Annotated in this window: 18 protein-coding genes; 7 read left to right on the top strand and 11 right to left on the bottom strand. The window is 70.3% G+C overall.

Annotation, left to right across the window (positions count from 1 at the left end; genetic code table 11):
* Window positions 1-55: 55 nt before the first annotated feature.
* The 9 genes from G6O68_RS20560 to G6O68_RS20600 all read right to left on the bottom strand — a co-directional run bounded on the left by G6O68_RS20560 (window position 56) and on the right by G6O68_RS20600 (window position 11,072).
* The gene (locus tag G6O68_RS20560) at window positions 56-271 is read right to left on the bottom strand and encodes a hypothetical protein (RefSeq protein ID WP_165250525.1); all 216 of its coding nucleotides are present in this window, start codon (window positions 269-271) and stop codon (window positions 56-58) included.
* Window positions 272-333: 62 nt separating this feature from the next.
* A complete protein-coding gene (locus G6O68_RS20565) occupies window positions 334-1,545 on the bottom strand; it encodes an endo-1,4-beta-xylanase (RefSeq protein WP_165250526.1) in 1,212 nt (403 codons plus the stop codon).
* Between the two features lie 1,019 nt (window positions 1,546-2,564).
* Window positions 2,565-3,674, bottom strand: coding sequence for a fatty acid desaturase (locus G6O68_RS20570; RefSeq protein ID WP_165250527.1), 1,110 nt, complete (start codon window positions 3,672-3,674; stop codon window positions 2,565-2,567).
* A gap of 399 nt (window positions 3,675-4,073) precedes the next feature.
* Window positions 4,074-4,601 carry a c-type heme family protein gene (locus G6O68_RS20575; RefSeq protein ID WP_165250528.1) on the bottom strand — a complete coding sequence of 176 codons (528 nt, stop codon included), beginning with the start codon at window positions 4,599-4,601 and terminating at the stop codon, window positions 4,074-4,076.
* A gap of 86 nt (window positions 4,602-4,687) precedes the next feature.
* Window positions 4,688-6,076 carry a GntP family permease gene (locus tag G6O68_RS20580; RefSeq protein ID WP_165250529.1) on the bottom strand — a complete coding sequence of 463 codons (1,389 nt, stop codon included), beginning with the start codon at window positions 6,074-6,076 and terminating at the stop codon, window positions 4,688-4,690.
* Window positions 6,077-6,106: 30 nt separating this feature from the next.
* Window positions 6,107-7,261, bottom strand: coding sequence for an acetyl-CoA C-acyltransferase (locus G6O68_RS20585; protein WP_206108164.1), 1,155 nt, complete (start codon window positions 7,259-7,261; stop codon window positions 6,107-6,109).
* Window positions 7,261-8,811 (bottom strand): acyl CoA:acetate/3-ketoacid CoA transferase, encoded by a 1,551-nt coding sequence (locus G6O68_RS20590; RefSeq protein ID WP_165250530.1) that lies wholly within the window; start codon window positions 8,809-8,811, stop codon window positions 7,261-7,263. The genes G6O68_RS20585 and G6O68_RS20590 overlap by 1 nt, the downstream gene beginning before the upstream one ends.
* Window positions 8,808-9,560, bottom strand: a complete 753-nt coding sequence (fabG, locus tag G6O68_RS20595) for a 3-oxoacyl-ACP reductase FabG (RefSeq protein WP_206108165.1) — start codon at window positions 9,558-9,560, stop codon at window positions 8,808-8,810. The genes G6O68_RS20590 and fabG overlap by 4 nt, the downstream gene beginning before the upstream one ends.
* A 165-nt stretch (window positions 9,561-9,725) precedes the next feature.
* Window positions 9,726-11,072 carry a hypothetical protein gene (locus G6O68_RS20600; RefSeq protein WP_165250531.1) on the bottom strand — a complete coding sequence of 449 codons (1,347 nt, stop codon included), beginning with the start codon at window positions 11,070-11,072 and terminating at the stop codon, window positions 9,726-9,728.
* A 649-nt stretch (window positions 11,073-11,721) separates the two neighbouring features.
* Here G6O68_RS20600 and G6O68_RS20605 point away from each other — a divergent pair.
* The gene (locus tag G6O68_RS20605) at window positions 11,722-12,567 is read left to right on the top strand and encodes a hypothetical protein (protein ID WP_206108166.1); all 846 of its coding nucleotides are present in this window, start codon (window positions 11,722-11,724) and stop codon (window positions 12,565-12,567) included.
* Window positions 12,568-12,614: 47 nt separating this feature from the next.
* On the opposite strand, the gene G6O68_RS20610 is transcribed toward G6O68_RS20605, so the two are convergent.
* The gene (locus tag G6O68_RS20610) at window positions 12,615-13,502 is read right to left on the bottom strand and encodes a hypothetical protein (RefSeq protein WP_165250532.1); all 888 of its coding nucleotides are present in this window, start codon (window positions 13,500-13,502) and stop codon (window positions 12,615-12,617) included.
* A gap of 410 nt (window positions 13,503-13,912) precedes the next feature.
* On the opposite strand from G6O68_RS20610, the gene G6O68_RS20615 reads away from it, so the two are divergent.
* Together G6O68_RS20615 and G6O68_RS33340 are read left to right on the top strand one after the other, a co-directional pair.
* Window positions 13,913-14,464 carry a hypothetical protein gene (locus tag G6O68_RS20615; RefSeq protein WP_165250533.1) on the top strand — a complete coding sequence of 184 codons (552 nt, stop codon included), beginning with the start codon at window positions 13,913-13,915 and terminating at the stop codon, window positions 14,462-14,464.
* A 161-nt stretch (window positions 14,465-14,625) separates the two neighbouring features.
* Window positions 14,626-14,754, top strand: a complete 129-nt coding sequence (locus tag G6O68_RS33340; RefSeq protein WP_261345608.1) for a hypothetical protein — start codon at window positions 14,626-14,628, stop codon at window positions 14,752-14,754.
* 95 nt (window positions 14,755-14,849) lie between these two features.
* On the opposite strand, the gene G6O68_RS20620 is transcribed toward G6O68_RS33340, so the two are convergent.
* Window positions 14,850-15,074 (bottom strand): hypothetical protein, encoded by a 225-nt coding sequence (locus G6O68_RS20620; protein ID WP_165250534.1) that lies wholly within the window; start codon window positions 15,072-15,074, stop codon window positions 14,850-14,852.
* Between the two features lie 272 nt (window positions 15,075-15,346).
* Here G6O68_RS20620 and dinB point away from each other — a divergent pair, with 272 nt between their 5' ends.
* The 4 genes from dinB to G6O68_RS20640 all read left to right on the top strand — a co-directional run bounded on the left by dinB (window position 15,347) and on the right by G6O68_RS20640 (window position 20,151).
* Window positions 15,347-16,432: a DNA polymerase IV gene (gene dinB, locus G6O68_RS20625; protein WP_390625388.1), complete on the top strand. Its 1,086-nt coding sequence runs from the start codon at window positions 15,347-15,349 to the stop codon at window positions 16,430-16,432.
* 45 nt (window positions 16,433-16,477) lie between these two features.
* Window positions 16,478-17,293 (top strand): DnaJ domain-containing protein, encoded by an 816-nt coding sequence (locus G6O68_RS32435; RefSeq protein ID WP_206108167.1) that lies wholly within the window; start codon window positions 16,478-16,480, stop codon window positions 17,291-17,293.
* Window positions 17,294-17,757: 464 nt separating this feature from the next.
* Window positions 17,758-18,534, top strand: a complete 777-nt coding sequence (locus tag G6O68_RS20635; RefSeq protein ID WP_165250535.1) for a 2-phosphosulfolactate phosphatase — start codon at window positions 17,758-17,760, stop codon at window positions 18,532-18,534.
* A gap of 69 nt (window positions 18,535-18,603) precedes the next feature.
* Window positions 18,604-20,151, top strand: a complete 1,548-nt coding sequence (locus tag G6O68_RS20640) for a glycine--tRNA ligase (protein WP_240911408.1) — start codon at window positions 18,604-18,606, stop codon at window positions 20,149-20,151.
* Window positions 20,152-20,171: the final 20 nt, after the last annotated feature.

Here is a 20,171-nt window from a genome sequence, read left to right on the forward strand (position 1 = left end):
GCGCCTGCGGCTTCGTGGTTGCGGTCCAGGCCCCGCCCTCGCCCTTCTCCGCGGGCTACCGCTGCTCGTCGAAGAATCCGAAGACGACCGACTGGGCGTCGGGCGCCTTGATCCGGAACGTCACGCGCCCGTCGGGGTGGATCCGCGGATACTCGGCGCCTCGGATGTTGCTGGAGGCGGGGACCGAGGCGTCGGCGTTCGGGGCGTCCGCCTGGGCGGGCGGTGCGGCCTGGAGCACCTGGAGCAGCAAGGCGAACCACGCAACTGTCATGGGAGCACCTCCGGTTGGGAAAACCCCTGAATTGCGGCCGCGGTTTGGATGTCCAGGCCCAGTCAGGGCGTGCGCAAGGCTTCGAGGACGGCTTCGAACGCGGGCTTGGGCTGAAGTTGCCGGTCCCAGAGGAGCGGGTGGTTGGTCCGGCGGGGCACCGGGAAGTTGTTCAGCCAGGATGCACCGTCGTGCGCGCCCCAGAAGGTGACGCGCGTCACGATATCGGGGTGCTTCAGCACGACCCGAAAGATCCGGCCGTAGAATCGGGCCTGCTCCTCGGCGACTCCCGCGGGCAGCCCGTTCGTGTAGGGGTCGGCCCCGCCCTGCTCGCGGATGGCGACGTCCGCGCCCCGGGTTCGGCGCGGGAGGACGTCGACGTCGACCTCCGTCAGCATGACGTTCACCCCCTCGGCGGCGTAGGCCTCGATCGCGCGGTCCAGCCGATCGGCCGAGTCCGGGTCGTCGAGCCGCAGGTGGGCCTGCATCCCGACGGCGTCGAGCCGCACCCCCGCGGCCTTGAGCTCGCGGATGAGCCGGATCGTCCTCTCGAGCTTGCCGGGGTTCTCGTTGCCGTAGTCGTTGTAATACAGCTCGGCCTTCGGGTCGGCCGCTTGGGCGAACTCGAACGCCTTGACGATGTAGTCGTCGCCGATCGCGCGGCGGGCCGGCGTGTCGCGCAGGTATTCCCCCGGGCGGTCGCTGATCGCCTCGTTGACCACGTCCCAGCCGAGGACCTTGCCCCGGAAGTGGCCCGCGACCGCGGCGATGTGGGCCTTGAGGTTCTCCAGGGCTTCCTCGCGCGGGAGCGGTTTGCCGTCCTGGGACTGGAACAGCCATCGCGGCGCCTGGCTGTGCCAGCAGAGGGTGTGTCCGACCACCTTCATTCCGTTCTTCTGGGCGAACTCGACGAGCCGGTCGGCGCCCTCGAAGCGGAACTCCCCCGGCCGCGGTTGGAGGGACATCGGCTTGAACTCGTTCTCGGCGGTCAGCGAATCGAACTGCTCCGCAACCAGCATCGACAGTTTGGGGTCGCCGAGCTGTCGGGACGAGACGGCCGCGCCCAGGAGGAAACGCTCCTTCACGGCCTGGCGCAAGGTCTCACCCTCGGGGTCGGCCGCCGTGACGGCGGCCGGCTCGTCGGAGCCGCCGAGGCGTCCTTCGGTCAGTCCGGCGCCCTCGGCGGCCACTGCGGCGGCCCACAGGATCACGAGCGTCAGGGGCGACCACTCTCGGACGCCAGGGCGCTGACACGGGCCGGGGTTGCGAGCGAGCATCGGTGTTTCCTCCGCCGTTCTTGGAACCAAGGAAGCCGGACAATCGGTTGCCCGCATGTGTTGAACTCGACCGTGCGGTCAATCTTCGCTCAACCTGTCGTGCAAACGAAGGGGGGAGTCGGACCTTGAGCTGTCTCGGCTTCGCTGTGGTGATCGTGCCTGGCCGGGTTCAGGGACCGTCGTCGGGAGCGATCGCCAGGGCGCGGCGCTGTGCTCCGACGACATGGTCCGGGGCAGGGACGGATCGATGTCGGCCGGGACGCGGCGGCCGTTCTCCGCACAACTCGGGAGAAATCAGGTCAACCGGAGGCGGATGTTGATCTTGGCCAGGGTCGTATTCATCGGCGATACGCCCAGACCTCGAGCTGCTCGCAATCCTCCGTGTCGCTGGCCGCGAGGTTCGAGCCGCGCCGCGGGCGGACGCGCCGCGGCTCGGGTAAGGCGCGAAGTCCCTCGATCGCGGGCGGGTGGCTGCAATCCCCCTTCCAGGAGCCGTCCTGCCGGCGCCGTTCGTCGATCTCCCGCCGCAGGTCGAGAACCTCGCGACAAGGTTGCCGCACCAGGTCGGACGCATCAGCCGGCTCGGCGGCCGGAAGGGACTCGACAAGCACTCTGTCCCAAACAAGAACGCTAGTAACGCGGGCCCAACCTCAAAGGAAGGACCGAACGGCTTGGGCGAAGCTCTACCCCGAGAGGCAGTCGCCTGTTACGGCGCATGATCCGCCTACCAGGCCCGTTTCGACAGCTCCCGGAACCGCGCTCAGCTTGACCCGGCTGCGGATGTTCAGCCGGCCGTGCGAGGAGCGGCGGAGCAGCACGATCCGTGGGAACAGCGTCCGCCAGGCCTGATGCGTCGAGGCCCCACCGTCGACGCTCGCCGTCCGGGGCGCATACTCCGCCTCGGCACGTCGGCCGACGCCAGGACATCGGGTCGCGGCCGAAGCCCCGGGCCGTCATGTGGGGCGTGAGCAACGAGGGCCGGACGCGAGGCAGGCCCCGGCCGGCGGTCCGCCGCGACGTCAGGAAGGACCGGCTACCCCGAACGCCGCGGGCCTCATGGATTCGCTGGTCGGCGTCCCGTCGTAATCGAGCCACCGCCGCCGCTCGTAGTCGTAGAGCCGGCACGTCCGGAAGAGCCAGAGCGTGTATCCCAGGGTCAGGTGCTCGACGTGGATGTCCTCGGGATAGGCGGCCTGGAGGCAACCCTGGGCCTCCGAGAGGTTGTGCAGCGGCACGCGCGGATCGACGTGGTGGGCGTTGTGCTCCAGGATGTTGTTCGCCAGCCAGTGGAGGCCGAACGGCAGGATCACGTGAACCGTGCTTTTCACGGTGGCGTCGTAGTAGTCCCACTCAGACGAGTCGGCGAAGCATATGGACCGCGGGTGCGTGTGGTGCACCAGGTCGATCAGGCCCACCAGCCACGTCCAGCAGAGGTAAGGCGCGACGAGGCCGAGGAGCAACACTCCCGCGGGCCCCACCGGCTCGGCCCAGGGCCAGGCCTGGGCGGCCTGGGCCAGCAGGCTCAGGGCGGCGAAGAGGACGCCGGCGAAGCCGAGGACCAGGATCCGATCCAGGTGGAACTGCTTCAGCCGGGGGCCGAGCGCGGCACCGGGCGGGAACAGCAGGTAGGGGAACCAGTTGCCCACGGTCCAGTAGAAGGACAGGCCCGGCAACGTCCGCAGGAATCGATACCAGCCCCGCCTCCAGATAGACGCCGCCTGGTAATCGTCGAGCGACCAGGGCATCCACACCATGTCCTTGCCGCGCACGCGGAGGAAGTTATGGTGCAGGAACACATGGGCGCGGTGCCACGAGGCGAGCGGGGCGTAGGCGGGGAGGAAGGCCAGGCGCGCGAGCCATCGGTTCAGTCGGTAGCCCGGGACCAGGCTGCCGTGGCCCGCGTCATGGCCGAGGACGTAGAGGCCCGCGATGGCGAGCGACGCGGCCGCGACGCAGAAAGCCTTGACCGGCCACCCCGGCAAGACGACGGCCCCGGCGACGAGCGCCAGGTAGGCGGCGTAGTAGCCGAGGAACTTGCTCAAGCCTGGCAGATAGCGGCGTCGCCGCGCGACGCATGGGATCTGCTTGATTGTCTCGGTCGGTGAGGGGCTGGCCGTCTCGGCGCTCATGTCGCATATCCATCGGGGACGCGTTGCGCGGAGCGACCCCCGCGATTCGTCCGATCCAGGTCTTGAAAGGAGATGGGAACCGGCGCGCGCCGGCCTTTTCCCCAGATTGCGAGGCCTGGAGATGGGTTAATGCAAAAGCGCAGCCAACCGCCCGGGATTCCGAAACCGCCGGGGCGACGGCGCGAATCGTCTTCGACGGTTCGAAGTCGGTTCGCGTATCCACGGGCGAAGTCCGGCGCCCGCCGCAAGAGTGGCCCCGCCGGGACGCGAACCCCCGCCCCGCTCGTCGGACGCCCCGAAGCCTCGGACGAGTTCGTCCGGAGGAATCGGAGGGCGGGCCGCCTCATGCGTCCGGCCTCGCTCTCGTCGGGCCTCGCCGGGGCGGTCCGGGCGGGCGTCTCATCGCTCGCCGACCGGGATCGTGATCAGGAGCCCGGCCGTGCGAGGCCTGTTGCTGCTGCGGCTCGGCATGTGGCATTTCAGGCATTCGGCCTTCAGCATGATCGGGCCGGCGAAGCGGTAGAGGCCGTCTTCGGCGGCCTCGTGCCCGGCTTCGCCCGCCGCGAGGGCCTCGGCCGCGGCCTTCTCGAAGTCGTCGCGCGGTTCGTGGTCGATGTTCATCGCCTTGCCGTCGACGACCAGCCAGCGGAGCCGGACGCCGTCGCGCTCCTCCATCTCCCGGAACACGTCCTTGAGCGCCGCCGCCGGGATCATGAGCCTTTCGCCCTCTCTGAAGTAGCGGGCATGCACGACCTGGAGCGTATCGTGGATCAGGCCGTGGAGCAGCTTCGCCCTCTGCCGGGCCTCGGCCGCTGTGGCGGTCGGGGCGGCTTCCCTGGTCGGCTCGTCGGGCGGGGCGCCCGGGGCGACGGCCAGAGTGGCGGCGAACACGCCTGCGATCAGGCCGGCGAGCGGCTTTCCGGTCATGGGAATCTCCGGGAGAGGGGGGCGAAACCCGGATCATCGCCGAAGCGGTCGCTTTCCGGAAGGGGTGCGGTCGTCGGCTCGTCGCGTCAGCCCGGCAGCCACGCCGCCGACAGGGCCAGGAAGAAGACCACGGCAGTCTTGATGATCGTGATCGCGAAGATGTCCGGGTACGATTGGCGATGGGTCAGGCCCGCGACGGCCAGGAGCGTGATCACCGCCCCGTTGTGCGGCAGCGTGTCCATGCCGCCGGAGGCCATCGACGCGATCCGGTGCAGCAGCTCCGGGCTGATCCCCTGCCGTTGGGCCGCCTCCAGGTAGTGCCCGCCCATCACCTCCAGCGCGATCGACAGGCCCCCGGAGGCCGATCCCGTGATCCCGGCCAGCACGTTCACGGCGACGGCCTCGGAGACGAGCACGTTGCCGCTGACGTCGAGCACCCAGCTCCGGACCGCGCCGAAGCCCGGCAACGACTTGACGACCGTGCCGAACCCGACCTCGGAGGCCGTGTTGAAGACCGCCGGCAGGGCCCCCGCCGTCGCCGTCGAGAGCAAGGCCGGCAGGGAGACCCGCATCCGCCGTGCGTGCAAGGCCAGCGTGGTCGCGATCCCGACCGACAGGGCGACGATGACGGCCCATGTCGGCGCCGCTTCCCGAGGGTTGGTCGCCGGGAAGTCCTTTCGGAGCGAAGCCTCGGGATACCACGCGTCGATCGACCAGGCCGTCCGGCTCAGGGTGAAGTTGACCGCGAGCACCAGCAGCAAGGGCAGGACCGCCGCGAAGAGCGACGGGAGGTCGCCCCTGGCTCGGGCCTCGGGCTCGTGGATATGGCCGGCGCCGTAGCCCTCGCCCGCGACTTCCGCCCAGGCCCGACGCCGATCCAGCCAGGTCAGGCCGCCGATCAGCACCAGGGTCCCTCCGGTCAGGCCCACGAGCGGGGCCGCGTAGGCGTCGGTCTCGAAGAACCGCGTAGGGATGATGTTCTGGATCTGTGGCGTGCCGGGGAACGCATCCATCGTGAACGTGAAAGTCCCCAAGGCGATCGCCGCCGGGAGCAGCCGCTTGGGGATCCCCGCGTCCCGGAAGAGCGCCGCGCCGAGCGGGTAGACCGCGAACACGACGACGAACAGCGAGACGCCTCCGTAGGTCAGCACGGCCCCGGCGAGGACCACCGCCGGGATCGCGTGACGCGTCCCCAGCGCCCGGATCGTCGCGGCGGCGATGGCGGCCGCGGAGCCGCTGCCGTCGATGAGCTTGCCGAAGACGGCCCCCAGCAGGAAGAGCGGGAAGAACGACCGGACGAATCCGGCCACGCCCGTCATGAACAGGTCGGTGTAGCTGGGCAGGAGCGGCAGGCCGGACAGCGCCGCGGCCAGCAGGGCGCACAGGGGCGCGAAGAGGATCACAGGCAGGCCGCGATAGGCGACGAACATCAACAAGCCCAGGGCCAGGGCGATGGCGCCGACCTCGATCGCCATGGGCGCTCCTTCCAATACGGGGTTCGAGGATCAGTCCGGATGGCGCAAAAGGGCGGCGACGCCCATGCCGCCACCGACGCAGAGGCTGACGGCCGCCTGCCGCGCCGCCCCCCGGTGGATCTGGTGGGCGGCGTGGACGACCAACCTCGCCCCGCTGGCCCCGATCGGATGTCCCAGCGCGATCGCCCCGCCGCAGCGGTTCACCGACCCTTCGTCGACTTGGAGATCGTCCAGGCACGCGAGGACCTGCGCCGCGAAGGCCTCGTTGATCTCGATCGCGTCGCACTCCGCGAGCGTCAGGCGCGTCCGCTCGCAGAGCCGCCGCAGGGCGTACACCGGGCCGAGGCCCATCGAGGCCGGCTCGCACCCGACCAGGGCGGAATCGACCCATTCGCAGAGGATGGGCCAGGATTCGCGCTCCGCGAACTCGCGATCGGCCAGGAGCAGCATGGCCGCGCCGTCGTTGATGCCGCTGGCGTTCCCGGCCGTCACGGAGCCGTCCGTCGCGAAGGCCCCGCCCAGCTTCGCGAGCGCGTCGAGCGTCGCTCCGGGCCGGGGATGCTCGTCGGCGTCCAGGCCTCGCAGCGGGACCCGCTCGTCGGCGAAGGCGCCGGAGGCCTCGGCGGCGGCGTAGCGAGCCTGGCTTCGGACCGCCCACTCGTCCTGCCGACGACGGCCGATGCTGCGGGATGCGGCCATGTCCTCGACCAGCAGGCCCATGTGGCGGCCGTCGAAGGCGTCGACCAGCCCGTCGCGGAGGATCGAGTCGACCAGCGCGGCGTCGCCCAGCTTCAGGCCCTGACGGGCCCTCGGGACCAGATAAGGCGAGCCCGACATGGATTCGGTCCCGCCGCAGAGGATCGCCCTCGCCTCCCCGCCCTGGATCGCCTGGGCCGCCAGACGCACGGCCTGCAGGCCCGAGCCGCACATCATGTTGACGGTGAACGCCGGGACCTCCGACGGGAGCCCCGACCGGACGCCGACCTGGCGCGCGACGTTCATCCCCTGGCCCGCGCCCAGGACGTTGCCCACGATCACCTGGTCGACGCTCGCGGGGTCGACCCCCTCCAGGACCGGCCGGGCCGCCGCGCAGGCCAGGTCGACCGGGGATGCATCCTTGAGCTTCCCGAGGAAGCGTCCCAGGACGGTCCGACGCGCCGCGACGATGCAGACTCCCGCCATCATCAGCCTCCGGTGTCCCGGTCGAACGAGGAAGCCGGCATGAGCCTCGGCTGTCGGACGATCGGACGGAATTCCATCTGGTCGAGCACGTCGCGAGCGAGGTCGATCCCCGGCGCGACCTCGATCAATGCGAGGCCCTCGTCCGCGAGTCGGAACACGGCCCGCTCGGTGACGTAGAGCGCCTCCTGGCCCTTGCGCCGGGCGACGTCGGCGGCGTACGAGAGCTGCGCCACGTCGGCGACGAACTTGCGGGACCGGCCCTCGCGGACGATCCGCAAGCGGCCCCGCGCGACCTCGATCTCGAGCCCGCCGGACGTCAGCGTGCCGCAGAAGACCACACGTCGCGCGTTCTGGGAGATGTTGACGAAGCCCCCCACGCCCGCGAGCCGGTCGCCGAACCGCGAGACGTTCACGTTCCCCCGACGGTCGATCTCGGCGGCGCCGAGGGCGGCGAAGTCGAGGCCGCCGCCGTCGTAGAAATCGAACTGCGCCGGCTGGTCGATGATCGCCTGGGGGTGGGACGACGCGCCGAAGCTCAGCCCCCCGGCCGGGACGCCGCCGATGGGCCCGCTCTCGACGGTGAGGGTCACCTCGCCGAGGAGCCCGCGCTCGGCCGCGATCAGCGCGACGCCTTCCGGCGTCCCGATCCCCAGGTTGGCGATCGCGCCCGGCCTCAGCTCGTCGCAGGCTCGCGACGCGATGATGCGCCGGGCGCCCGCGGGCAGCTCTGGTCGCCGCACCGGGCCGTCCTCCTCGGCCGCGCGGTAGTACGCGGGATTGTCCCGCTCGGCGAAGGTCTGGTCGTGCTGCTCGGCGGCCGCCACGACCACGCGGTCGATCAGGACCCCGGGGACCCGCACCGACATCGGCGGCGCCGCGTGGGGGAGCAGCCGCCGGACCTGGGCGATCACCGTGCCGCCGCAGTTGTGGACGGCCTGGGCGATCGCCAGGACCTCGCCGACGATCGCCTCCTCGTCCATCAGGAGGTTGCCGTGGATGTCCGCGGCCGAGCCTCGGATCAGGCCCACGTGGACCGGCATGGCGCGATAGAAGAGCCAGTCGCGGCCGTCGATCTGGATGCGGCTGACCATCTCGGCCGTGGACCGCGCATTGAGCCGCCCGCCCTGATGGATCGGGTCGATGAAGGTCCCCAGCCCTACGGCGGTGATGCACCCCGGCCGGCCGGCGGCGATGTCGCGCAGCAGGTGGCAGATGACCCCCTGGGGGAAGTTGTAGGCCTCGATCTCGTTCGCGAGGGCGAGCCGGCCGATCCGGGGGGCGAGCCCCCAGTGCCCGCCGATCACGCGAGCCAGGAGCCCCCGATGTCCCAGGTGATTCAGCCCCCGGCCGACGCCGTCGCCCTGGCCCGCGGCGTAGAGCAGCGTCAAGCCGCGGGGACGGCCGGAGCCGAGGAAACGGGCCTCGATCGCCTCGGTGAGGGCCTCCGGGTGCGCCGCGCCGACGAAGCCGCCGCTCACGACGGTCTGGCCGTCCTCGATGACTTCGGCCGCCTCGGAAGCCGAGCAGAGCAGCCGCCCGATGCGGCTGCTCACGACCACCAGCCCCCGTTGACGTGGACGGTCTGGCCGGTGACGTAGGACGCCAGGTCGCTGGCGAGGAACAGGATTGCGTCGGCGATCTCCTCGGGCTCGCCGAAGCGGCCGAGCGGGATCTCGGCCAGCATCCGGGCGCGGACCTCCTCGGGGATCGTCTTCCCCATGTCGGTCAGCACCACCCCGGGGGCCACGGCGTTGACCGTGATCCGCCGCGAGGCCAGCTCCTTGCTCAGGACCTTGGTCAGGGCGATGACGCCGGCCTTGGCCGCCGCGTAGTTGGCCTGGCCGAAGAAGCCCACCACGCCCGAGATCGAGGCGAGGTTCACGATCCGCCCGCCGTCCGACAGGATCGCGGCCGCCGCGCGACACACGTGGAAGACTCCGGTGAGGTCCGTCTCGATGACGGCCCGCCAGTCCTCGTCGGTCATCTTCTTGACGGTCCGGTCGCGGATGACGGCCGCGTTGTTCACGACCACGTCGAGCCGGCCGAATCGGTCGCGGATCGCCGCCGTCAGGTCGTCGACCTGCGCGGGGTCGCGCACGTCGGCGGGCAGCGCGACGGCCCGGTCGCCGAAGCTGGCGGCGACCTCCCGGGCCAGCTCCGCGTTCCGGCCGCTCTCGTCCGGCGGGTAATTGACGACGACGCTCGCCCCGGCGGCATGCAGGCGAGCCGCGGTGGCCCGCCCGAGCCCCTGCCCCGCGCCGGTCACGAGCGCCACCTTGCCGCCGAGGTCGATCCCGATCACTGTGACGAACTCCGGAGTGTTCCCGATGTCGGCGACGTGCTGCGGAGCCTCGTCCGCGGTCCGCCGCCATGCGGCGCCGATTTCGAAAGCGAGGTTATCCGCCGCCGGCCCGCCCCACAAGCGACCGGTCTCCGGACCCCTCGCGCGGCCGTCCGGCGGATCCGCCTAATCGCTGTCGCCCCAGTATCGGTCGAGTTCCAGATAACCCCCTGCGTCGAAGCGGAGCGGCTCCGGGGCGGCGACCACCCGGGCGCGCGATCCGCCAGGGAGGTCGGCGATCGCCGCGGGCGTGAGGAGCAGCCGCGTCATCTCGAGCGTGCTGTGGATCAGGGCCGCGCGGACGCCTCGGGGGCCTGAGGGGCAGACGGCGAGGGCCAGCCTGAGGGCGTCGAGATCGTTCTCGCAGACGATCGGCCGCATGGCCTGGTTGGGCGTCAGCGCCGAGAGGCAGTTCACGGCCGTCCGCTCCCAGTCCACGGCCTCGTCGAATCGCCGCGTGATGAACTGGCAGAGGCCGACGCCGATCGCGTTGCCGTGGCTCCCCTCGGTGAGCCGCCCGCCGATGATCGTGTGGATCCGCGGCATCGACGACTTCCACGCCCGCCCCTGGACGTACCCGTAAGGCGACCGGCCGATCGTCTTCGTGTGCATGCCCTGGCCCGACTTGTCCTTGCCGAGATAGGCGCAGTAGAGAAGGTCGAGGTCCATGACGGGCAGCGAGGGCATCCGCGCCTTCGAACGCTCGAGTGCGGCGGCCTCGATCGCGAAGAAGCGGTCGACCGTGTCGACGGGGGCGCCGACGATCTCGGCCGTCTCGTCGAAGCCGTTCTCGACCACGCCCAGGCCGCCGGCGATCCTCAGCTCCGTGCCGCCGAGCGTGCGGCGCGCCGAGATCTCGATGGCGGCGCCCAGCCCGATGCCGGGGATATGCTTGTGCATCTCGATCGCCCGCATCTTCGAGAGCCCCAGCGCCAGGATCTTCGCGAAGCCGGACTCCAAGCCGTAGCACCCTTCCGGGAGCAGCGTGGGCCAGTCGATGTCCGTATGTTCCTTGATCCGGTTGACCAGGACCACCAGGTCGCACGCCAGCGCATCCTCCGAGACGTGGACCTCGACATCCCCCACCGTGGCGATGTGGCGCGTCGCCATGCTCGAGAAGATCCGCGCGCCGACCTCGGCGTCGGTCACCCCTCGCGAGGCCGCCATCTCCAGCTCGCCCTCGGCCGTCCCGCCGCCGTGCGTGCCCATCGCCGTGAGGATCCGGACCTCCCGGCAATGCGGCTTGAGGAAGGCGACGGCCGTCCGGACGACCGCCTGGATGTCGCGGATCCCCCGGCTGGGCATCGTGAGCCCGACGACCTTCCCGGCCAGCGCCTGTCGGTCTGAGAAGAGCCTCGCCAGCTCCCGGACCACCGCCGCGGGCACGTCCGCCTCGCGCGGCCTGTCGAATTCCTGATCGACCACGGCGAAGGGCGGCAGGTCCGTCACGCGCGGGCAGAGTTCCAGCTTCATCGTCTCACTCCCGGTCCAGCTCGGCCGCGGGCGGCCCAATCGCCCGACCCGCCGGCCCCTCCAGCGTCGAGGGCCTCTCGATTCTACCCGGGCGCGGGCCCCTTCCGCCTCGCCGTGGCCCCGCCGACCGCGCGCTTGGGCTCGGCGAGGCCCGCTTCCGGGTCGCGGCGAGCCCTTTCGACCCCCCGGAAACCGATACGGCCGGGTTCCGTCGCCGGGGGGCGGGCCGTGCGACAAGCCGTCCCTCGATGGGCGTTCCGTCGTCGGTCTCAGGGGTTCCTGTGTCGGAAATGATTGCCGAGAAGTTGGTTGCGCGGTCTGCGGCGGCCGGTTCTCGTTGCGGAGCGGCCCAATCCCGGCGGTGCGGCAAAGAGGTTGGACTCGCGGGGCGGGGCAGGCCGACATGAAGGGATGTGCGGACGGGGACGAGGGGCATCCGGGGGTGAGGCCGGGCCGGGCGACGCGAGGTCGCCGGGGCGGGCATTCCGGGGCCTTCGGCTTCCCACCCGGGGGGTTTTGTTGTAGCCTCCGGGCCTTGATTCGCGGTCGTCGAGAACTGACGCCGCCGGGGGGTCCGGGCGACTCGCCTCGCCGGAGGCCTCCCGAGAGCAGTCCGCCTTCCATTCGTCGTCTTGAGCGAGGTGCATGGATGCACGAGCCGAAGGGACGATACCTGTCGCCGACCGGACCGCGGGGGTTCATCGGGGACCTGGTTCATTTCGCCCACAAGATCCCCTCGGCGCCGGTGAGCCGGGCGTTCGACGTCTCGGCGCTGGCCGGGCCTCGGGCCGCGCACCCGATGCGGCCGTCGTGGTCGTGCCTGTTCATGAAGGCGTACGCGCTGGTGGGGGCGGAGCACTCGCCGCTGCGTCGGTCGTACCTGGAGTTCCCCTGGCCGCGGATCTATGAGCATCCCTGGATGAACTGCGCCGTGGCGATCGAGCGCCAGTACGACGGCGAGGACGGGGTGTTCGTGGGGCTCTTCCGGGCGCCGGAGCGGCAGTCGTTGGTGCAGCTCCAGGGGGCCTTGCTGGAGTACAAGAATCGTCCGCTGGAGGAAGTGGGCTTCTTCCGCCAGGCGCTGCGGTTCAGCCGGGTGCCGCGGCCGGTGCGGCGGTTCCTGTGGTGGAGCACGCTGAACATCTCGGGCTTCAAGCGTTGCAAGCGGTTCGGGACGTTCGGCCTGAGCAGCTACGGGGCCCTGGGGGCGGAGCAGATCCACCCGATCTCGCCCCTGACCACGACCCTGACCTTCGGGCCGATCGACCCCCAGGCGGGCCGGGTCATGGTGAAGCTGATCTACGACCACCGGGTGCTCGACGGCGCCTTCGTGGCCCGCCGGCTCCGGGACATCGAGGACGTGCTGAATGGCGCGATCCTGAAGGAGCTTCTGGAGGATCCGGTGGAGGCCCCGCTCGCCGCGGCCCCCGAGGCCCTCTGGCGGCCCCACCTGACGGCCGCCAACGCCGCCGCCCGTGCCTCCCGGCCCGACTGATAGGCGAGGCCGATCGGGCCGGGGCGGGACGACGCGGGGCGTGCGGGTTAGACCAGGGGGGTCTCCTGGTCGGTGGTGATCCGGACGTCGAGCCGGCTCATCAGCCGCTTCAGGGCCTCCTCCTTGGAGTTGATGAACAGCACGTTCTCCAGGATGATCTCGCGCTGGACGTTGGGGACCCGGAGGACCAGCCGGCCCGAGCCGAGCATCAGGTACTCCAGCACGTCGGGGATCTCCTTGTCGAACTTCAGGTTCAAGGTCGGGAACCGTTCGAGGTCGCTGAGCGGGCCGTGGTGGTGGAGGATCTCGTTGGGGAGGATCTCCCAGTAGTCGAGCCAACGAGTGGTGTAGACCACCAACATCACCCCGAAGACCATCAGCGCGTAGGCCAGGTAGAAGCCGGCGTTGGCGAAGGTGTAGATCGACCCCAGCAGGGTGTTGATCGGCCGCATCAGGTCGAGGTCGAAGAACGCCCCCAGCCAGAGCACGAAGAAGATCGCGAAGAGGATCGCCAGGATGAGCCCCACCAGCTCGAACCGGGGGAAGTCCAGCCCCATGACCACCAGGTTGAACGCCAGGATGGACAGGAACAGGATGCCCAGCAGGTTCTGGGGCGTGTTGAACCGCTCGCGGCGGGTCATCGGCGGGCCGGCCACGACGTTGGCGGTGGGTGCCGGGGCGTTCGGGTCCAGGACCGCGGGCGTGGCGTTTGCATTGGCCTTCGCGGTCGCGTCGTCGACGATCACCGGCGTCGGCGGCACGCTGGCGTCGTAGGTCTTGTTCGGCAGCCAGTACATCCCCACCGCGCAGATCAAGGCGACGATGGCCGACGGGAAGATGTAGATCACCTTCGGCCACATGAAAATCTTGATCCCCTTCTCGCGACGACGGGGCGCGGGCGTGGGGACTTCGGTGGTCTTGACGTCGGTGGACATGTCGGGAAATTCTCCAATGCGGCGAGATGCTGGGGACGACGACCCGGCGGCGCGTGGGCCCGGGGCCGACCTGCCGAAGATCGTAACGCCCGGCCAGATCAGGGTAAAGCCTCAGCCCCCCCGCCTCGGGAGGGCGTCCGGACGGACACCGTCGACCCCACTCGGGTCGATCCGCGGGGCCGGATAGCTGTTCGTCGCGGACGGCCCGGATCTTGGCGGCGACGCCTCGACGCCGATCGGCTGTCGTCCAGCACCCTAGCGAATCGCGTGCCTTGTTGAGAAATCGCCGCAATCAATCAAGATTGCGGGCTCCGGGATTGCGACGGCGAAGGCCCATGAACTAGCCTTTGGGAAAGGGTCGGCACTTGACGCCCGTCCCCTACCCTCGTACTCCCGGAGAGGTCGGTCCCATGACGAGCCTGGTTCGGAAGACGACGGCCTCGGCCGCCGTCGCGACGCTGATGTCCTTCGCCCTGGCGGGCATGGTCCCGCCGACGATCGCCCAGGAGGAGGCCCCTCGCAAGGCCCCGACGGCCAAGGCGAAGACCGCCAAGAAGGCCGCGCCGGCCGCCGACGAGGACGAAGCCCCCGCGCCAAAGGCCAAATCCGCCCGCTCCGCTCCCGACCCCACCCACCGGGTCCCCATGTACTTCGGCGGCCTGAGCCTGACCGCCGAGCAGAAGGAGTCGATCTACAAGCTGGAGGCCCGCTATCAGCCCCAGATCCAGGAGGCCGAGAAGAAGGCCGACGACCTGCGCGAACGCCTGATGGCCGACTGCGAGGACGTGCTGACCCCCGCTCAGAAACGCGCCCTGGCCGAGGCCCGCCAGACCGCCGCCGACCGCCGCAAGGCCGCCGCCGACCGCCGCAAGGCGGCTTCCGAGGGCGACGCCGAGGACGAGGAGAAGCCCGAGCCCCGCAAGGCCGAGGCCTCCGCCCGCAAGCCCGCCACGATCGACTGAATCCCAACCGTCCGGGATCGCCGCCATTCCCCGCTCCCGAGGTTTTGGCGCGGGGTTTGCGTTCTTCAAACACCATGAAAACGCATGTTCCCTCGTCCGTGACCGACCCGGTCGGCCGCGTCGGGGGGCAGGTCCCCAATTCCTGACGGGAGGCGAATCCGATGCATATTCTCACGCAAATCCCCGTGTTCCACGCCGCGATCGAATACTCGATGCTGTACATGCTGTTCGGCGGAGGGATCGTCGGTGCGGTGGTGGTCTACGGCATCGCCAAGGCCTTCAACCGCTGAGCCGCGCTCCAATCGACTCGGCCTTTCGCGAAGACGCCCGCCCCCGGCCTCGGCCCGGCGCGAGGCGTCTTCCTCGTTCGAAGCCGAGGGGCCGCTCAGGCCCCGTCGGGCTTCGCGTAGGACTCCAGGTGCCCGCACCGGGAGCAGCAGAACGAGACGATGGGCCGCACCTCCCGCCCCCGGATCTTCAGGCCCATCCACCAGGTGCGTTGAGGCGGCCCCGCGACCCACTGGGCCTGGAGATAGCCCCCTTGGGTATGCTCCAGGATGAAGCCCTCGTCCATCGCGTGTGAGCACTTGGAACATCGCGGCGTGGTCATGTCGCCTCCCGAGATGGATGCCGACCTCGTCGACGAGGCCTCACCCCGCGATTCGTCCGTCGGGCCACGATCTTGGGCCGGGCCTTCGGACGGCCCGGAATTCCCGGTGGCACCCCGACGTACTTTTTGTACACTCCTTGGCGTCGCTTGTGGTAGACTCCCGGAGTCCCCCTCTCGGATGCGGAGGAGGCTGGCCTCGGCGAGCGATCAGCGGGAACGAGGGCGTGAACGTGGTTCGCCCGGAACGGCAACAGAAAATCATCCATATCGACATGGACGCCTTCTACGCTTCCGTCGAGCAGCGCGACCGCCCGGAACTTCGCGGCCAGCCGGTGGCCGTCGGCGGATCGCGCGAGCGGGGCGTCGTGGCGGCCGCCAGCTACGAGGCCCGCCGATTCGGGGTCCGTTCCGCGATGTCCTCGATCAGCGCGAAGCGGAAGTGCCCCGGGCTGATCTTCGTGAAGCCGCGGTTCGACGTCTATCGGTCGGTCTCGCACCAGATTCGCGCGATCTTCGCCGAGTACACGCCCCTGGTCGAGCCGCTCTCGCTCGACGAGGCCTATCTCGACGTCACCGAGAACCTCAAGGCGAGCCCCTCGGCCACCGCGATCGCCGAGGAGATCCGGGCGAGGATCCGCGGCGAGACCGGCCTGACCGCGTCGGCCGGCGTCTCCTACAACAAGTTCCTCGCCAAGATCGCGTCCGACGAGCGGAAGCCCGACGGCCTGTTCGTCATCACCCCGAAGCGGGGGCCGGCCTTTGTGGAGGGCCTCCCCGTGGGGAAGTTCCACGGGATCGGCCCCGTGACCCGGGCGAAGATGGAGGCGCTCGGGATCCACACGGGGGGGGACCTGAGGGCCCGGTCACTGGCGTTTCTTCAGGAGCACTTCGGAAAGGCCGGCCCGTATTACTACTCGCTGGCGAGGGGCGTCGATGAACGGCCCGTCCGCCCCGATCGCGTCCGCAAGTCGATCGGCGCCGAGACGACGTTCGGGGCCGACCTCTTCACCGCCGAGGAAGCCCGCGCCGCCCTGGAGCCGCTCATCGCCAAGGTGTGGTCCTGCTGCGAAGCGTCCGGCGTCAGCGGACGGACGGCGACGCTCAAGGCCAAGTACTCCGACTTCCGGCAGATCACCCGCAGTCGGACCAGCGACGCGCCGATCACGTCGCGTCCCGCGTTCGAGGGCCTCGTGTCCGCCCTCCTGGAGCCGCTCTTCCCGGTCGGCAAGGGGATCAGGCTGCTCGGCGTGACGCTCTCCTCGCTCGACGTCGACGCGGAGCCGCACGAGGGCCGGCAGCTCCGCCTCCCGCTGGAAGCGGACGCGGCCCTCCCCTCGCGGGGCGATCGCGAAGGATGACCGGCCTCGTCTTCCCCATTCAGGATTCAGGAACGGAGCGGTTCGGTGGACAGGATTCAGGACGAAGAAGCGGCCTACGCCTGCTGCTCGGTCGGGATCGGGCGCTGGTGCTGGATCGTCTGGGCCTCGGAGTCCGACGCCAGGGAGGCCGCCAAGCCCCTGGCGACCGGGTATGAGAAGTCGGCGCAGGCGGCCGAGAGCCGGGCCGTCGAATCGGCCGGCGCGGGAGCGAAGCGGCTGCCGTCGAAGTGGGCGTCGGCCTTCAAGCGCGGCGGGCCGGCCCGAACCGAGGAAGGCGCGGCCCGGGAGAAGCCGAAGAGCCGGCTCAGTCGCCGCGCCCCGGCGAAGGCGGACGCCCCAGCCCGCCTGGCCTTCCTGTACGCCGCGTCCGAGAGCGAGCAGGCCGGTTCCCGCGGCGAGGTCGAGATCGTCAAGCACCGGATCGTCCGACAGACCGCCGGGAAGCTCTACATCGACCGGGAGCCCTTCCGCGAGGAGGAGTGGCACGGCAGGGAAGCCGGCGGCCCGGAGGCGCCGAAGCCGCGGACGCTGGCCGTCGACCGCGATATGCTGAGGCGCGAGGGGCGGGTGCCGCACCGCGGTTCGTACTTCTACGCCAGCGAGGAGAAGGGCATCCAGGGCGTCCATGCGGACCTGACCTCTCGGCACCCCTGGTGCGCGGTGCTCGACGTCGGTTTTCCTTGCTCGACCGAGTCGATCAAGGCCGCCTACCGACGACTCGCCCGGGAGAAGCACCCCGATGCGGGCGGGAACCCGGCCGAGTTCCAGGCCGTGGAGCGGGCGTATCGCGAAGCCGTCGCCTACTTCTCCTCGCCCGACGACCCGGCGAAGCCCGCCTGAGCTGGCGTCCGCGACGGGGTCGAGGGCGAGCGGGGGAATGGCCGGCGGCTCGCGGACGAGCCCAGCGAAACGGCGACGGCTCGATCGCCCGATCCGGCTCCGGCCGGGAGTCCTTTCGCACCATGGGTGGGACTCCTGGATGTTGGGACGCATTCAGGGATGCTCGATGACCGAACGCTGATCGATTCGGCTTCGCCGTCATCGGTTATGGCGGACGGTTCCCGGGCTCGTCCCCCGATCATCCCGCCCTTCTGTCCAGCTTCCCCCGCCATGTGGAGATGGGTGTTGGGATCTGGATCGAGGCTCCGGCGGCGCTCACCCTCGTCCACCGTCACCGTTCGGCTCCGGGGGCTTCGATTCGGCGGCCGGAGCGCCGGGGGCTCCCCAGGCGGGGGCGGCTGTGACATAATCGCTGGTTGAAATCCGGGCGGCGGTCCGCCGGGCCGGGACGGGAGGGGGTCGGGATGGTTTCGGTGCATCTGCTTCCGTCGACGATACCGCCCGGGGCCCTGCGGGGCGGGGTGGCGGTCGTGATCGACGTCCTAAGGGCCTCGACGACGATCGTCCACGCCCTGACGCATGGCTGCGCCGCGGTCATCCCCTGCGGGGAGATCGACGAGGCTCGCACGATCGCCGCGCGGCTCCCCCGGGGGACGGCCCTGCTGGGGGGAGAGCGTCGCGGCGAGCGGATCGCGGGGTTCGACCTGGGGAATTCGCCGGGCGACTACACGACGGACGCCTGCCGGGGCAAGACGCTGGTGATGACCACCACCAACGGCACACGCGCCTTGCTCGCCTGCCTGGAGGCCGAGACGGTCCTGATCGGCGCGTTCGTGAACTTCGCGCCGACCGTCCAGCGGCTGATCCACGAGGAGCGGCCCATCCACCTGGTCTGCGCAGGGACCGACGGCGCGATCAGCTACGAGGACGCGCTGCTCGCCGGCGCGTTCGCCGGCCGGTTCGTCGACCTGGAGCACGAGCTGGGGAACGACGAGGCCGAGATCGCCCGGGGGATGTGGGAGCACGTCCAGGAAATCGTCCGGTCCTACGAGGCCCTCGGCGACCGCCCCGGCGAGCAGCCCCCCCTGGTCCGCTACCTGAGGCGCGGGAAGGGCGGGCGTCGGGTGGTGGAACTCGGCCTGGGGGACGACGTGGAACTCGCCGCGACCCTCAACCGCGCCGACTGCCGGGCGGTCGTCGAGCTGGCCCGCGACCCGCTGCGGCTGGTGCTCTCGGACTAGCGAGCGAAGAAGACGAGACAAGAAGAGAAGGCGGGCGGCTTCGGCCTCCAAGGGGAAAAAGGAACGACGATGGAACTGGAAATGGACAAGCTGGTCTCGCTGTGCAAGCGGCGGGGGTTCATCTTCCCTTCGAGCGAGGTCTACGGCGGGATCAACGGGTTCTGGGACTACGGCCCGCTGGGCGTGGAGCTGAAGCGGAACATCAAGGACGCCTGGTGGCGCGACAACGTCCAGATGCGCGACGACATGGTCGGGCTGGACTGCTCGATCATCATGAATCCGCGGGTCTGGGAGGCGTCGGGGCACGTCGGCGGGTTCAGCGACCCGATGGTCGACTGCCGGGCGACGAAGGAGCGGTACCGGGCCGACCAGATGTACGTCTTCGCCTACCTCTTCCCCGCGACCAACGCCAAGGGGGAGCCGACCGAGGCCTGGCTCGCCGGCCTGGGAGGCTCGCCCGAGGAGGCCGCCGGCCCGGCCGAGAAGCGCGCGGCGAAGCTCGCCAAGAAGTTCGGCAAGCCCGCCGACCCGCCGGTCGTCACGCCCTACCTGGAGATCGCCGCCGACGACCGGATCAAGGTCATCGGCCCCTCCACCGAGGAGGCCGGCACGCTCACCGAGCCGCGCTCGTTCAACCTGATGTTCAAGACGTACGTCGGGGCGCTGGAGTCGGAGTCGAACGTCGCGTACCTGCGGCCCGAGACGGCGCAGGGGATCTTCGCCAACTTCAAGAACGTGGTCGACACGGCGCGGGTGAAGCTGCCGTTCGGGATCGCGCAGGTGGGCAAGAGCTTCCGCAACGAGATCAACCCGCGCAACTTCACGTTCCGCTCGCGCGAGTTCGAGCAGATGGAGATCGAGTTCTTCTGCCGCCCCGAGGAGGCGAAGGACTGGTACAAGTACTGGCGCGACGCCCGGTTCGCCTGGTACACCGGGCTGGGCCTGAAGTCCGAGAAGCTCCGGCTCCGCGACCACGACGCCGAGGAGCTGGCGTTCTACTCGACGGCCACGGCCGACATCGAGTACGCCTTCCCGTTCGGCGTCAGCGAGCTGGAGGGGATCGCCCACCGCGGCGACTACGACCTGACCCAGCACATGAAGTTCAGCGGCAAGGACCTCTCCTACTTCGACGAGGAGAAGAAGGAGCGGTTCACCCCCCACGTCATCGAGCCCTCCGCCGGCGCCGACCGCGCCACCCTGGCCTTCCTGTGCGAGGCCTACCAGGAGGACGAGGTGGCCGGCGAGACCCGGACCGTGCTGAAGTTCCACCCCAGGATCGCGCCGGTGAAGGCCGCCGTGTTCCCGCTGGTGAAACGCGACGGCATGCCCGAGAAGGCCGAGGCGATCTACCGCGAGCTGAAGAAGAGCCATAACGTCTCGTACGACGAGAAGGGCGCCATCGGCCGTCGCTACCGTCGCCAGGACGAGGCCGGCACGCCGTTCTGCATCACCGTCGACAGCCAGACCACGACCGACGACACCGTCACGTTCCGCGATCGCGACTCCTGCCGCCAGTGGCGCGTCCCCGCCGCCGGGGCGGTGCACGCCCTGCGCGACCTGCTCGACGGCAAGCCGGTCCCGGCGGCCGAGCCCGCGGCGGAGTCGGCGCCCGAGTGACGCGACGACCCCTCGTCGAT

It is taken from the genome of Paludisphaera soli (assembly GCF_011064595.1).
Taxonomy (GTDB): Bacteria; Planctomycetota; Planctomycetia; order Isosphaerales; family Isosphaeraceae; genus Paludisphaera; species Paludisphaera soli.